Annotated in this window: 13 protein-coding genes; all 13 read left to right on the top strand. The window is 35.1% G+C overall.

All coding sequences use genetic code 11. The annotated features are described in order from the left end of the window. Positions 1–2: 2 nt before the first annotated feature. The 13 genes from purF (at position 3) to clpP (ending at position 15,943) form a co-directional block, all read left to right on the top strand. A complete protein-coding gene (gene purF / locus A9G42_RS06355) occupies positions 3–1,520 on the top strand; it encodes an amidophosphoribosyltransferase (RefSeq protein WP_065588948.1) in 1,518 nt (505 codons plus the stop codon). Between the two features lie 463 nt (positions 1,521–1,983). Continuing rightward, positions 1,984–4,668 carry an inverse autotransporter beta domain-containing protein gene (locus A9G42_RS06350; protein WP_065588140.1) on the top strand — a complete coding sequence of 895 codons (2,685 nt, stop codon included), beginning with the start codon at positions 1,984–1,986 and terminating at the stop codon, positions 4,666–4,668. A gap of 115 nt (positions 4,669–4,783) precedes the next feature. Next, positions 4,784–5,773: a hypothetical protein gene (locus A9G42_RS06345; protein WP_065652975.1), complete on the top strand. Its 990-nt coding sequence runs from the start codon at positions 4,784–4,786 to the stop codon at positions 5,771–5,773. A gap of 134 nt (positions 5,774–5,907) precedes the next feature. Continuing rightward, complete coding sequence (locus tag A9G42_RS06340) at positions 5,908–6,114, top strand: YheU family protein (protein WP_065566873.1); 207 nt, start codon at positions 5,908–5,910, stop codon at positions 6,112–6,114. Positions 6,115–6,196: 82 nt separating this feature from the next. Continuing rightward, on the top strand, positions 6,197–6,829 hold the full coding sequence (crp, locus tag A9G42_RS06335) for a cAMP-activated global transcriptional regulator CRP (RefSeq protein ID WP_065566905.1): 633 nt from the start codon (positions 6,197–6,199) through the stop codon (positions 6,827–6,829). A 52-nt stretch (positions 6,830–6,881) separates the two neighbouring features. Then, the gene (locus A9G42_RS06330; protein ID WP_065652974.1) at positions 6,882–7,598 is read left to right on the top strand and encodes an isoprenyl transferase; all 717 of its coding nucleotides are present in this window, start codon (positions 6,882–6,884) and stop codon (positions 7,596–7,598) included. A gap of 9 nt (positions 7,599–7,607) precedes the next feature. Next, positions 7,608–8,465 carry a phosphatidate cytidylyltransferase gene (locus tag A9G42_RS06325; RefSeq protein WP_065652973.1) on the top strand — a complete coding sequence of 286 codons (858 nt, stop codon included), beginning with the start codon at positions 7,608–7,610 and terminating at the stop codon, positions 8,463–8,465. Between the two features lie 13 nt (positions 8,466–8,478). After that, on the top strand, positions 8,479–9,837 hold the full coding sequence (gene rseP / locus A9G42_RS06320) for an RIP metalloprotease RseP (protein WP_179854623.1): 1,359 nt from the start codon (positions 8,479–8,481) through the stop codon (positions 9,835–9,837). 25 nt (positions 9,838–9,862) lie between these two features. Further along, entirely contained in the window at positions 9,863–12,286 is a 2,424-nt protein-coding gene (bamA, locus tag A9G42_RS06315; protein WP_065579674.1) for an outer membrane protein assembly factor BamA, read from the top strand. 37 nt (positions 12,287–12,323) lie between these two features. After that, on the top strand, positions 12,324–12,812 hold the full coding sequence (locus A9G42_RS06310; protein ID WP_065566868.1) for an OmpH family outer membrane protein: 489 nt from the start codon (positions 12,324–12,326) through the stop codon (positions 12,810–12,812). Continuing rightward, positions 12,812–13,825 (top strand): UDP-3-O-(3-hydroxymyristoyl)glucosamine N-acyltransferase, encoded by a 1,014-nt coding sequence (gene lpxD / locus A9G42_RS06305; RefSeq protein ID WP_065587935.1) that lies wholly within the window; start codon positions 12,812–12,814, stop codon positions 13,823–13,825. Before A9G42_RS06310 ends, lpxD begins: the two co-directional genes overlap by 1 nt. Positions 13,826–13,946: 121 nt before the next feature. Further along, a complete protein-coding gene (gene tig / locus A9G42_RS06300; RefSeq protein WP_065652971.1) occupies positions 13,947–15,248 on the top strand; it encodes a trigger factor in 1,302 nt (433 codons plus the stop codon). A gap of 92 nt (positions 15,249–15,340) precedes the next feature. After that, positions 15,341–15,943 (top strand): ATP-dependent Clp endopeptidase proteolytic subunit ClpP, encoded by a 603-nt coding sequence (gene clpP / locus A9G42_RS06295; RefSeq protein WP_065566865.1) that lies wholly within the window; start codon positions 15,341–15,343, stop codon positions 15,941–15,943. Positions 15,944–15,951: the final 8 nt, after the last annotated feature.

Here is a 15,951-nt window from a genome sequence, read left to right as displayed (position 1 = left end):
GCATGTGTGGTGTCGTTGGTATTGTAGGGTATAGTACTGTTAATCAATCGATCTATGATGCATTGACTGTTTTGCAGCATCGAGGGCAAGATGCCGCAGGGATTGTGACTATTGATAATCAAAATCGCTTTCGTTTACGCAAAGCAAATGGCTTAGTTAGAGATGTGTTTCAAGAACATCATATGCAACGGCTGCAAGGTAATTTGGGCATAGGGCATATCCGTTATCCAACAGCAGGTAGTTCCAATCCATCCGAAGCGCAACCATTTTATGTTAATTCACCTTATGGTATTGCTCTTGCCCACAATGGAAATTTAACCAATACTGAACAAATACGCAATAAAGTATTTGAGCTAGCAAGAAGGCATATCAACACGAATTCTGATTCTGAAGTTTTACTCAATATTTTTGCTCACGAACTCGACAAATTCCCAACTTATCCTCTAACCGCAGATAATATTTTTACCGCAATACATAATGTACATAATATTATTAAAGGCGCATATGCTTGTGTTGCGATGATTATTGGTCATGGTCTTGTTGCTTTTCGTGATCCTTATGGGATTCGCCCTTTAGTGATAGGCAAACGTACTCTTGAAAATCAAAAAGTCGAATACATGGTTGCATCTGAAAGCGTCGCATTAGATATTCTTGATTTTGAATTTATGCGCGATGTCGAACCAGGCGAAGCCATCTATATTACTCAAGATGGCCAATTATATTCTCAACAATGTTCTAATAATCCTCAATATTACCCATGTATTTTCGAATATGTTTATTTTGCAAGACCAGATTCATTAATGAATGGCGTATCGGTTTATCAATCACGTATTTTGATGGGGCAAAAGCTTGGGCAAAAAATAGCGAGAGAGTGGAAGGATATTGATATTGATGTTGTCATCCCTATCCCCGAAACATCATGCGATGCGGCATTTGAAATAGCGCGTATTTTAAATAAACCTTATCGCCAAGGGTTTGTTAAAAATCGTTATATTGGTCGCACTTTTATCATGCCAGGACAAAGCACACGTAAATTATCAGTAAGAAGAAAACTCAATGCGAATCGTATTGAATTTGAAGGCAAAAATGTACTATTAGTTGACGATTCTGTTGTTCGTGGCACAACCTCAAAGGAAATTCTTGAAATGGTGCGTTCAGTTGGTGCCAAAAAAGTTTATTTAGCATCTGCTGCACCAGAAATTAGACATCCCAATGTTTATGGGATCGATATGCCTGTTGCCAGTGAACTTATTGCCTATAATCGAACGGTTGATGAAATAGCAAAAGATATTGGTGCTGATAAACTTATTTTTCAAGATTTATCTGATTTAATTGATTCAATTACACAGCAAAATCCTAATATTCATCATTTAGAGTGTTCTGTTTTTGATGGAAAATATATTACTGAAGGGATTGATGATAACTATTTGTCATTATTAGAACAAAAAAGAACTGAAAGTAAAAAATCTTCAGAATCTAAAGAGCCTGAAAACTTAGAGATTTATAATGAAGGACAATAAAACAACAATAGCTGTTGTAAAAGAGCAGAAATATTACATAAAGACCTAATCCCAAAATTTAAGTTTTTATTGAAATAGTATTTTTAGCTTATTATTTTTAACATTTTTTATGTCATCCTACGTAAAATATGGGCGTTATTTAATCATTGTTTTTCATAAAGATATAATCAAATGTAATGAAATTAGCAAAAAAATACAAATTAATAAATTGAATTATATAAAGAAATTCTAAACCAATAAAAAAAGATCAAAAAAAGTAATAAAATATTTTGATAAATGACTTTTTTGTAATAGAATTGCAAAACTTAAGTAAGCTTTGTAAAGAAATGTAAAGCACAAAAGAAGAAACCGTGCTCTAAAATATATTAATAAATAATAACATTGATATTTAATAAAGATAAATTGATATTGGCTATAAATTTTATGTTATGGGCATTGTCGGTGGAATATAAGGACTATTAAGATGAGAAAGAATCTTAATTTAACAATTATCTCTGCATTTGTAATTGCCACATTAAGTTGGCAATCTGCTTATGCTACTGATGCTCAGGTATCGCAAGGTCCTGTAGATAGCAATGCGATAATTGAATTAAAAGATGGCTCAAAAGCTCGTGAAATGATTAATAATCAGCAACGTAGTCTTTATCAGATTGCGCTTTTAAGTAGTATCTCTATTTCAGAATTACGTGCAATGAACGCCGGGCGTTTTGATAAAAAAGATGTTGTTAATGTCGGTGAGCGCATTGTTTTGCCTGAAAACTCTCCTTTATTGCCGGCAATTAAAATAAAAGATGACAAAGATGACAAACATGTTAATTTGCCTCAGCTTGGTTCAGATGATAACTATGATGTAAAAAAAGACAAAGATGCACTTTCAACGCAAATTGCTTCAACTTTGCAAACTTTAGCTAGTCAGGATTGGAAACAAATAACCTCGGCAGACAACGGTGGTTTATCAGGGCATTTAAAAAATAAAGGTAGAGATTACGCCGAAAGTTATGTACGCAATGGCGTTAAAAGCCAAGTTGTTGATCCAGTTCGTAATGCTGTACAGGATTTTTTAGGGCGTTTTGGTACCGCTCAGTTGCAATTTGATCTGAGTGATAAAGGGGAATTTAATAACGTTAACCTAAAATTATTTAGCCCATTATATGATTCTGAAGATACATTAATATTTAGCCAAATATCATTTCAAGAATATGAGCATAAGCGCCGTATAGGTAACTTTGGTATTGGTCAACGTTGGGATGTTGCTGATAAAACATGGTTACTTGGTTATAACGTATTTTTTGATCATGATTTCCAGCGTGATCACAACCGCTTAGGTATTGGTGCTGAAGCGTGGAGTGATTACATGAAATTTGCGGTTAACTATTATCACCCATTATCTGATTGGAAAGATTCTAAGGATTTCGATGATTACTTAGAACGTGCAGCAAGGGGATTTGATGTTCGCTTCCAAGGGTATTTACCACAATATCCGCATTTAGGTGGATCACTGATGTATGAGCAATACTATGGTGATAAAGTAGCTTTATTTGGTAAAGATAATCTACAAAAAGATCCAAGAGCCATTACTGTTGGTCTTGATTATACGCCAGTTCCTCTTTTCACGATTAAAGCTGAACATAAACGTGGTCAAGATAATAAAAAGGCAACTAAAGCAGAATTAACGATGAACTATCGTATAGGCACGCCATTAAAAGATCAATTGGATCCAGATATGGTTCAATCAGCTCGTTCTTTAAAGGGTAGCCGTTATGATTTAGTTGACCGTAATAACTATATTGTTCTTGAATATAAAGAAAAGAAAATGTCTGTCGATCTAGGGCTTGAACAAACGCAATTGATCGAAGGACAAACTTATCCATTAAGTATTAGTGTTCATAATGCTAAGGATTTATCAAGCCTAGTATGGTCTGGTGATATGCTAGAAATTGATGCTGGAGGTGGTTTTTTATGTGCAGCAGCAGGGACATGTTCTGCTTCTTCATGGCTTAATCCTCCTACTGATACCAATAACTGGCAAATTGTTGCACCAAGTTATGTTGATCAAAATGGTCAACGTCGTCCAGTGAGCACAAATGGTAAATATTCTTTATCGGTATCAGTTACAGATAGTCGTGGTAAATCCGCAACATCTAATGCAGTCAGCTTTGAGGTATTGCCCGATCCAGCAATGCGTAAAGTTGGCGTCTGGGCAGTTGATAGTTCAGGGAATAAAACAACCTTGGCGACTCAAAGAGCTGATGGTTTAAGTAGTTTGACAGTATTGGCAACGCTTGTTAAGCCAAAGGTAGATAACGGTTCAGTCAACTCATTTGATGATGTAGATGGCTTTAGTGATAATGAAATAATGGATCGTATACCGGGAACATTTAATGAATTTTCAGCGTTATGGACTGCAACGAGTAACGGTGAAAAAATAGCTTTAATTAATGGTACATCGGGCGATGTAAACGAATGCCCAGAGCAAAAACCTTGCGTGATTGTCAAATCCTTTGAGAAAGTTGCAAAAGGTCAAAAAGTGTCATCTGATGCTTCAACCGCTGCGGGCATAGAAGTGATTGGTGACAGTTATACTTTAGATGTGGCTTCAAATATTGAGGGAATAGTTGATTTTTCAATTTCGTTAGATCAATACGGTTTTGGTTCATCATTTAATAAAGCTGCTGTTAATTTTTCTGGCGGTAAATCAGGTTACATTGAAGTTTGGAAGGCAGATGGAACATTAGTTGCTAAAAGTGAAGGGGCTATACTTCAGTTTACCCCAGCAGGACCAAAAGAATGGTTAGTTGGTCATGAATACTATGTTAAAGCGTTTACCACAAACAATACACCAATTGCTGATCCGTTTGTTATTTGGTCATTAGTTGGTTCAAATGATAAAGCTTGTCCTGGTACTCATGCGACTTTATTGGAACATGATGTTATTAGTCATCCTAAAGGACCATGGTTTAACGTTGCTATGGGTAAAGATGCACCTTACAAAATAAGGGGGATAAATGACAGTTATGCAACATCAGGCACTAGTATTCAAGCTGTAGCAGATGCGCCAACTAGTTTATTAGATTTCAGCCCAATTTCGGCACCATCTTCTGCGTGTGCAGGCGATCAAGGATTTAAATTACAAGTAACTGTCTTGTAATAGAACAAGAATTTTGATTACCGAGCCGTATCGTTAATCAAAAGGAAACACCAGTAAAAGTGGTGTATTTATATAAATACAACATGTTAATTGATAGAAAAATAGGAAGTTAAACATGAAAAATTTTACAGTAAAAAAAGTTGCGTTAGGCTTGCTTTTGGCTGGCTATGCAGCAAGTAGCGCATTTGCAATAGGTGGGACAACCCAAGCAGTTATCGCCGGTAATGCACCTGTAATGAAAGCTGACGACTCATCAGCAGAGCATACAATGGCGGTCTCTTTCAAACGTGATGGACGTCTTCTTACTAGCAACGACACGCTTAAAGTTAACGATACAATTCACATTCAATATAAATTGATCGATGCAGATGGTGATACAGATACTTCAGGAATAAAAGACTCCTTAAAAGTTTTTGTTAAAGATACAAATGGTCAATGGCTTCCTGTAGCTATAACAGCCAGTACAACGTATAATAATGACGGAGTAGGTGAAATTTCATTCGCTATTACTAACGATTTTGCTGGTAAAACTGAAATTGGTTTTAAAATTTTAGAAAGAACAGATTTTGGTTACCCTCTATCAAACCAATGGATAACTGTAAGTGATATTTTTGCTAGTAATCCTCCAGCTGTAGAGCAATCTGATCCGACTAACCCGGGGTCAGGCCCAGAAAACCCAGGCAACCCAACAGAACCAACAGGTCCTGGTAAGCTTAATCCTGATCACCCTAGTCCTGGACCAATTGAATCTGATTCGTATAAAGTTTATATTTACAAGCTAGATGTAGCTGGTAATCTAGAAGAGGCTGTTGACTATGCATCTACAGCGGTTAGTCCTAAATATGGTGAAAAATTTGCTGTAGTAGTGAAAGATACAGCGGATAATGGGGATTATACCTCAAGATTTACTTATGAATGGTACGTGACTGGTACATATGAGACAGTAGAAGCAGTAGATACAGCTCTATCTGGCGCATATAATAAAGTAGGGGTTAACGATGCTATCTTATTAGGTTCAGATTCTGGAGCTAAGCATAATAGCCTGTACTCAACAGATTATAAGGCTGGTATTCAAGGTTATAAACTTGCAGTTAGAACAAAGTAAGTTAAGCCATGTTGCTATCAAAAACCACTCTTTTGAGTGGTTTTTTTGTTAGTGATGAAGCATTACTTTGTATGCTTTATATTATCGAAGCTTTGTTATAAAATAATTATAATTTGAATTTATTGTTATAATATATGATTATTCCTTGGCAAGACCTCGATCCACAAACATTAACTAATCTAATTGAATATTTTGTATTACGCGAAGGTACTGACTACGGTTTACAAGAAAAATCACTACAAGAAAAGGTTGATGAAGTTAAACTGCAATTAATTAATGGCTCTGTTGCAATTTTTTGGTCGCAATTGCACGAAACAATGGATATTAAGCCAATCAAATAATGGTTAAAATGATTGTTTGTATATAATTTATTGTGTAACTTTGTTATAGTGTTATTGTTGTAAATTAAATGGAGAGGTGGGAATAATGATTGGTAAACAGCAATCGGATACAACGTTAGAATGGTTTTTATCTCATTGCCATATTCATAAATATCCAGCTAAGAGTACTCTTATACATCAAGGCGAAAAAGCAGAAACTCTCTATTACATTTTAAAAGGTTCTGTAGCAGTATTGATTAAGGATGATGAAGGTAATGAAATGATTTTATCTTATTTAAACCAAAATCAATTTTTGGGCGAGTTGGGACTTTTTGAAGAAGGTACTGAGCGAACTGCTTGGGTTAAAGCCAAAACAAGTTGTGAGGTTGCAGAAATTTCGTATAAAAAATTTAAACAGCTTGTTCAAGTCAATCCAGATATTTTAATGCATCTTGCCAGTCAAATGGCAAGTCGATTACAAGTCACATCTGAAAAAGTCAGTAATTTAGCCTTTTTAGACGTTGCTGGGCGTATTGCGCAAACGCTTTTAAACCTTGCTAAACAACCTGATGCTATGACACACCCTGATGGTATGCAAATAAAAATTACACGCCAAGAAATAGGTCAAATTGTTGGTTGTTCGCGTGAGACGGTGGGGCGAATTTTAAAAATGCTTGAAGATCAGCATTTAATCTCAGCTCATGGCAAGACAATTGTTGTTTATGGTACGCGTTGATTGACCAAGATGATATAATTAATACAATGATTAATACAATACGAGATATCGCATGACAAAAAAAAGAGGTATTCCAAGTCATGTGGCTATAATTATGGATGGTAATGGTCGTTGGGCTCAGCAACGTAACCAGTTACGCGCTGTTGGTCATCGGGCAGGATTAAAAACGGTACGGAAAATTGTGGCTTACGCGGCAACTTTAAAAGTTAAAGTTCTTACTTTATATGCATTTAGCAGTGAAAACTGGAGGCGCCCACCCAATGAAGTTTCCGCTCTAATTTCCCTTTTTATCTATGCATTAAAACGAGAAATCAAAAGTTTGAATAAAAATAATGTTCGCTTGAATATTATTGGTGATATATCTCGTTTTAGTGATAATTTACAAAATATGATTATTCAAGCGCAAAATTTAACCAAAAACAATTCGGGTTTAGTACTAAATATTGCCGCCAACTATGGTGGGCGTTGGGATATTTTGCAATCGGCAAAAAAAATGGCTACCCAAGTGACTAACGGTGAGATCACTTTAGATGAAGTAACAGAAGATCGTTTTGCTTCAATAATGTGTATGGGAGAATTTCCTGATGTTGATTTAGTTATCCGTACTGGGGGAGAATATCGAATCAGTAATTTTTTGTTATGGCAGATTGCTTATTCTGAACTCTATTTTACCGATACTTTATGGCCTGATTTTAACCAAACTTTATTTGATGAAGCAATCAATGCATTTAATGCCAGAGAGAGGCGCTTTGGTGGCATTCGCAATTAAGGATCATTTATGTTAATTCATCGTATACTTGCTGCAGCTGTGCTTATTCCACTTGTCATAGTCGTTCTTTTTTTTGTTCCTTTATCTGTATTTTCTCTAACTATTATTTTGGTCTGTGGATTAGCTGCATGGGAATGGGCTCAGTTTCTTCATATTACTAAAAAACATTCAAAATTAATATTTGCTCTTTCAATCGTTATTTTATTAACTATACTTTATTTGATCCCAAATTCAGTTGAATTAAAAATAAAGCTATACACTGTGATTTTATCTTTATCAATTATATGGTGGCTAATTGCTTTGTATTTGGTGGTTAGTTATCCAGATACAACCAAATACTGGAGTGATTCAACGGTTATTAATTCAACTTTTATAAAGCTACTATTTGCTTTTTTTACGATAGTGCCATTTTTTATTGGTATGATTGAACTAAGAGCAATTAACTATATGTCTAATTCTTATACTGGTGCAGTTTGCTTACTTTATGTTTTTGTGTTGGTCTGGGCAACAGATACAGGTGCTTATTTTGCAGGACGCGCATTTGGTAAACGAAAATTAGCTGCAAAAGTTTCTCCAGGTAAGACCATAGAAGGTTTTATTGGTGGTATAAGTGTGGCTATCATAATTAGTATCATTGCTTATATGCTTAATTTATTTGATATGACATTTAGTACATTTTTTATTAGCTCTTTATCGGCAATTTTTGTTTCGGTTTTAGGTGATTTAACTGAAAGCATGTTTAAGCGTGAAGCAGGTATAAAAGATAGTGGTCACTTAATTCCAGGTCATGGTGGAATTTTAGATCGTATTGATAGTTTAACTGCTGCTGTTCCTGTTTTTACTACATTATCTTTTTATTTATTATAAATGGAGATTGATTTTGCTGTGGTCACTGTTATTATTTGTTATTACGATTAGTATACTAGTTACTATTCATGAGTTTGGGCATTTTTATGTTGCTCGCTTATGTAAGGTTCAAGTTGAATGTTTTTCAATTGGTTTTGGTAAAAAATTATGGTCACATAAATTTTCAAGTGGAACAGAATTGGTAATTGCTATGATTCCACTTGGTGGTTATGTTAAAATGTTAAATACCAGATCAACAGCATTATCAAGCAATAGCAATAGCAATAGCAATAGCAATAGCAATAGCAATAGCAATAGCTTGGCATTTGATCAAAAGAAAATTTGGCAAAGGGCTGCAATTATTTTTGCAGGTCCGTTTGCTAATTTTGTGTTAGCTTTAATAAGCTATTGGATTATTTTTTTAATAGGTGTAAATGTTTATCCTGTTAAAATAAAGGAAGTGATACCTAACACACCTGCTTCCACAATAGCAATTCCAGTTGGTGCTGAATTGAAAACTATTGATAATATCAAAATTGAAACATGGCAAGATGTAAACTTGGCTTTAATCTCTCTAATGGGAAAGAATGATATGTCTTTCACCTATATTGATGGTACCAATAATAGCGATCAAAAAAAAGAAGTTAAGAAAAGTGTAGATATTAGCAATTGGTATTTTGATATAGAAAAAGACTCAGCTATTACCGCATTTGGTTTTGTTCCTAAAGAGGTGGAAATTTATCCAATTGTGAGTAAAATTGTATCAGGTTCGGCAGCAGAACGTGCAGGTTTGCGTGTTGGCGATAAAATTATTGGTTATAATGATCAGCTATATACAAATTGGCAGGTTTTTTCCAACACGATTAAAAAAGCTCAAACAATGATGTTGAAGGTCGATCGGGAAAACAAAGATATTTATCTTACACTCGTTCCAACCGTTCAAAAAAACGGGAAAGGTGTTGCGGGATTATATCCTACAACTGATGTAAAAGTTGTGCAATATGGTTTTTTCGAAGGGTTTAATAAAGGTATAGCGCAAACGGCGTTAACTACAAAGTTAACTATTCGTTCGCTTTATCAATTAGTAACGGGTGTTATTGGTCTAGAACATATATCTGGCCCAATAACAATAGCAAAAGGCGCAGGGCAAACAGCAAGTTATGGTTTTACTTCTTACTTATATTTTCTAGCCTTTATAAGTATAAGTTTGGGAGTTATCAATCTTGTTCCATTACCTATATTAGACGGGGGACACCTTGTTTTTTTATTACTTGAAAAAATAAGAGGGCGAACCTTATCAAATAAAGCACAAGAGCGTTTTTCTCGTATTGGCTTTTTTTTATTAATGGTAATAATGGGAATTGCACTATTTAATGATATTTTACGGTTGTGATGGAATGAGGGCATAAATATTTACGATGAAAATAAATAAATTACTTATAGCATCTTTGTTGCTTAGTACTACAGCAGTATATAGTTCTAACGCATTTTGTATTGATGATTTTGTGGTAAAAGATATCAAATTTGAAGGTTTACAGCGTGTTACTGTTGGGGCAGCATTGCTTGAAATGCCAATCCAAGTTGGTGATTATGTTAATGAAGCGGATTTAGGGCGTATAATTAAATCGCTTTATTCTAGTGGAAACTTTGATAATATTACTATTTCTCGTGATGGTGATCGGTTAATTGTTCATGTTCAAGAACGCCCAACTATTGCTAGTATAAGTTTTTCTGGTAATAAGTCAGTTAAAAATGACATGCTTAAGAAAAATCTAGATAGTTCAGGCATTCGTGAGGGTGAAGCTTTAGATCGCACTATGCTTTCAGGTATTGAAAAAGGCTTAGAAGATTTTTATTACAGTGTTGGTAAATATAATGCTCAAATTAAAGCTGTTGTAACTCCATTATCTCGTAATCGTGTCGATTTAAAATTAGTTGTTGCTGAAGGTAAATCAGCATTAATCGATCAGATCAATATTGTTGGAGCTAAGGCTTTTTCATCAGAAGAACTTATTTCACGTTTTACCTTGCGTGATGAAGTTCCTTGGTGGAATATGCTTGGTGATCGTAAATATCAAAAACAAAAATTAGCCTCTGATTTGGATGAGTTACAAAGTTTTTATTTAAATCGTGGTTATGCTCGTTTCAATATTGAGTCAACACAAGTTAGTTTAACGCCAGATAAAAAAGGTATTTACGTTACAATTAATATCCATGAAGGTGAACAGTATAAGCTCTCTAAACTTGAGTTTATGGGTAATTTTGCAAATTATAAAGAAGCAATTGCTAAAATCGCTAACGAAAAAGTAACCGTTGGTGAGCTTTATAATGGTAAAAAAATTACTGAAATTGAGGATAGCATTAAACGTTTACTTGCTAATTTTGGTTATGCATATCCAAAAGTTTCCATTCAGCCAGAAATGGATGATTCAGAACATACGGCTAAATTAGTTGTTCTTGTTGATGTTGGTGAGCGTTTTTATGTTCGCAATATTAAGATAGTAGGAAATACCGTAACAAGCGAAAGTGTAATCCGTCGTGAGCTTCGACAAATGGAAGGAGCTTGGTTAAGTAACGGGTTAGTCGAATTAGGTAAAGAACGTTTAAATCGACTTGGCTTTTTTGATACTGTTGAAGCAAACACCGAGCGTGTGTCTGGTGTTGATGATCAAGTTGATATTATTTATAAAGTTGCTGAACGTAATACGGGTAGTATCAAATTTGGTGTTGGCGTCGGTTCTGATAGCGGTCTTAGCTTCAATGCAGGTATCTCTCAAGATAACTGGTTAGGCACAGGTAATAGTGTCTCATTTGATATTAACACTACTGATACAGATAAAACAGCGTCTGTTTCTATTGTTGATCCTTATTTTACTGTTGATGGTGTAAGTTTAGGCGGTAGCATTTACTATAACACCTATAAAAACGATGATAAAGATGATGAGTCAGAATATGCGAGCAAGACTTGGGGCGCTTCAGCTAATTTAGGTTTCCCTATTAGTGAAAATAATTTTGTTCGTTTTGGTGCCGAATACGCTAATCATAATTTGTCCGATATGCAAGCGCAATATAGTATGTGGCGTTATTTTGACTCCATGGGCGAAAATTTGAAAAATAAAAATTCTATTTCTTTCGATACTAATGATTTATTACTAAGCGCTTATTGGACATATAATTCTTTAGATCGTGGATTCTTCCCAACTGATGGCTTAAAAATGACAGCTAGCGCTAAATTCACTGCGCCATTATTTGATAACCGATTCTATAAACTGGTTTCAGATGCCTCTTACTATTATCCGATTGACAATGACCATAATTGGATATTCTTAACGCGAGCAAGAATTGGCTATGGAGGTGGTTTTGGTGGTAAAGAGTTACCATTTTACGAAAACTTTTATGCTGGAGGAGCATCAGTATTACGTGGTTTTAAATCCAATACTGTTGGTCCTAAAGCAGTATATCTTAATAAAAGTGGTGTGTGTGATAGTTTAGATAATACCTCTGGGTGTACAAAATCAAAAGATGCAGTAGGCGGTAATGCTATAGCTTTTGCTAGTACAGAGCTGATTGTTCCAACCCCATTTGCGGGTGAAAAATATGCTGATAATATTAGGACATCGTTATTTTTTGATGCAGGGACTGTATGGGATACCGAATGGAAACTAAAAGGAAATAATATTCCAGATTATAGTTCTCCATCGGATATTAGAATGTCGGCTGGTATTGCAGTGCAATGGATGTCACCATTAGGTCCTTTGGTCTTTTCTTATGCTCAACCACTTAAGAAATATGAGGGTGATTCAGCACAACAGTTCCAATTTAATATAGGGTCTACATGGTAATTCCATGTTATAAATAAAAAACACATAGGTGATTAAAGTGAAGAAAATTATATCTATTCTTGGTGTTAGTTTAGCATTTCTTTTTGCAGGCGTTGCAAATGCAGAAATTAAAATTGGTGTGGTTGATGTTATGTCAGTTTTACAACGTATGCCTCAACGTGAATCGGTCGGTAAGGCGTTGGATAATGAATTTGAAGCAAGAGCCAAATCATTACAAGTCGAAGAAAAGAAAGCTGGTGATGCCGCTGCTCGCCTAAAAAAAGATGGCTTAACTTTGTCTTCTTCTGAAAAAGCTAAACTAAATAAGGTGATTTCTGATTTTGAAAATAAAGCGAAAGCTTTTTCAGCTGATTATCGTAAACGTGAAACAGAAGAAGCAGGTAAATTATTAACTAAAATCCAAGAAGCTGTTAAAGATATTGTTGAGACAGAAAAGTACGATCTTATCTTAAAAGCCGAAGCTACATTATCAGCTTCAGATGCGGTTGATATTTCAGATAAAGTATTGGCAAAGGTTAAAAAATAATGTTTGCTTTTCGTTTAGAGCAACTAGCTAAGCAACTTGATGCTAAATTACACGGTGATGCTGATTTAACTATCACTGGTATTGCATCAATGAAAAGTGCAATGTCAGGTCAAATTACTTTTTTATCTGACAAAAAATTACAAAATAATTTGTTAGAGTGCAAGGCTTCTGCTGTTGTAATGACAGAAGAAAGCCTTAAATTCTGGCATGGTGCAGCTCTGATTGTTAAAGATCCATATCTTGCATATGCAAAATTGGCACAATATCTTGATACTACGCCTGCTCCAGCTAAGGATATCGCTAGTTCAGCAGTGATTGATTCAACAGCTAAATTAGGTTGTAATATATCAATAGGCGCTAACGCAGTTATTGAAAGCGGTGTAGTGTTAGGCGATAATTGCGTTATAGGTGCTGGTAGTTTTGTAGGTAAAAATACCATAATAGGTGCAGGAACAAAATTATGGGCTAATGTTTCTGTTTATCATAATTGTGTTATTGGCGACAATTGCTTAATTCAATCAGGAACTGTAATTGGTGCAGATGGATTTGGTTACGCTAATGATAAAGGTAAGTGGATTAAAATTCCTCAACTAGGTCGAGTTGTTATTGGTAATAACGTTGAAATTGGCGCTTCAACGACAATCGATCGGGGAGCGCTTGATGATACTATTATCGGTAATGGCGTTATTATAGATAATCAATGCCAAATTGCTCATAACGATATTATCGGGGATCATACAGCGGTTGCAGGTGGTGTTATTATGGCAGGGAGCTTAACTATTGGCCGTCATTGCTTAATTGGTGGTGCAAGTGTTATTAATGGGCATATGGAAATATGTGATCAAGTTACCATAACTGGTATGGGTATGGTTATGCGCCCAATTACTGAACCAGGGGTTTATTCATCAGGTATTCCATTGCAAGAAAATAAAGTTTGGCGAAAAACGGCTTCATTAGTTTTACATATTGACGAAATGAATAAACGTTTGAAGGCACTTGAGAAGAAACAGTGAAATGTCTCGACGTAAGCGGTTGCGGTCGGTATAATGCACGCCTATTTTTAAATTTTTTAGCTCAGTTATCGTTTTTATATAAATATGGGCAGATAATATTCAATAATTTCGAGGTATAAAGATGCAAGTTTCGGTAGAAACAACACAAGGTTTAGGTCGACGTTTATCAATTATAATTAAAGCTGAAGATATTACGAAAGCGGTTGATAAAGAACTTATTAATACGGCAAAAAAAGTACGTATTGATGGCTTCCGTAAGGGAAAAGTGCCTTTAAAAATTGTTGAACAACGTTATGGTGCTTCTATTTTACAAGATGCATTAAGTGACTTAATGCAACGAAATTTTGTTGAAGCAATTATTCAAGAAAAATTAAATCCGGCTGGTGCTCCAACTTATACACCACAAGAATATAAAAAGGGCGAAGATTATACCTTTACTGTTGAATTTGAAGTTTATCCAGAAGTCAAAGTTGAAAATTTAGATAAAATTGAAGTTGAAAAACCTATTGCTGAAGTAGCTGATGCGGATGTTGAAACTATGATTGAAACCTTACGCAAACAGCAAGGTGTTTGGAAAGAAGCAGATAAAGAAGCTAAAGAGCAGTATCGTGTTACTTTGGATTTTGTTGGTAAAGTTGATGATGCCGAATTTGAAGGTGGTAAGGCTAATGATTTTGCATTAGTATTAGGGCAAGGTCGTATGATTCCTGGTTTTGAAGATGCAATTATAGGGCATAAAGCGGGTGATCAGTTTGAAATTAATGTGACTTTCCCTGACGATTATCATGCTGAAAATCTAAAAGGTAAGCCAGCTGTATTTGCGGCAACACTTAAAAAGGTTGAAGAGCTAGAATTGCCAGAACTTACAGAAGATGTCATTAAACGCTTCGGTATTGCTGATGGCACTATTGAAAGCTTACGATCTGAAGTTCGTAAGAACATGACAAGAGAGCTCAATGCGACAATTCGCAATAAAGTCAAAATTCAAGCTATTGATGGTTTGGTTAAAAATAATGAAATTGATGTGCCTGAGGCATTAGTTGACCGTGAGGTTGATGTATTACGTCAGCAAGCTTTATCCCGTTTTGGTGGTAATGTAAAACCAGGTATGGAATTACCAAAAGAATTATTTGAAGCTGAGGCTAAAAAACGCATTGTTACTGGTTTGTTGTTTAGCGAAATTATTGAAAGCAATAAATTAACAGCAGATGAATCGCGTGTTCAGGCATTAATTGATGAAATTGCAACTGCATATGAAGATCCAAAAGAAGTTTTAGAATATTATCGTAAAGATAAAAAAGCGATGGATAATATTCGAGCGGTAGCACTAGAAGATCAAGTTGTCGATCTGTTGTTGGCTAGTGCCAAAGTAACAGAAAAGAATTATTCGTTTTCCGAATTAATGAATCAGCAAACAGCTTAACTTACTAGTCTTTTCATTTTATATAAAAAGATCACTATAAAGCCCAAATAAGAATTGTCTGTTTGGGCTATTTTGTTAATTAGGAGATAAAAATGCCTTTAGAATCATATATGGGTGTTGTTCCAATGGTTGTTGAGCAAAGTTCTCGTGGTGAGAGAGCTTATGATATTTACTCACGATTATTAAAAGAGCGAGTTATATTTTTGACTGGGCAAGTTGAAGATAATATGGCAAATCTGATTATCGCTCAAATGTTATTTTTAGAAGCTGAAAATCCTGATAAAGATATCTATTTATATATTAATTCACCTGGTGGTGTCGTTACTGCTGGCATGGCTATTTATGACACAATGCAATTTATAAAACCCGATGTCAGCACAATTTGTTTAGGACAAGCATGTTCAATGGGGTCATTACTTTTAACAGCTGGCACTAAAGGTAAACGTTATTGCTTACCTAATGCCCGTGTAATGATTCACCAACCATTAGGTGGCTTCCAAGGGCAGGCTTCAGATATCCAAATACATGCACAAGAGATTTTACAGGTAAAAAACCGCTTAAATAATATTTTAGCCATGCACACCGGCCAAGATATTAGTGTGATTGAAAAAGATACCGATCGTGATAATTTTATGTCTGCCGATAAAGCAGTTGAATATGGCCTAGTTGATGCCATATTTAGTAAACGATCTTAATATTAGGT

Source organism: Gilliamella sp. Nev6-6 (assembly GCF_001690605.1).
GTDB classification, from domain to species: Bacteria; Pseudomonadota; Gammaproteobacteria; order Enterobacterales; family Orbaceae; genus Gilliamella; species Gilliamella apicola_C.
The sequence above is the reverse complement of the archived record's forward strand: the minus strand, read 5'-3'. Positions and strand labels throughout refer to the sequence as shown.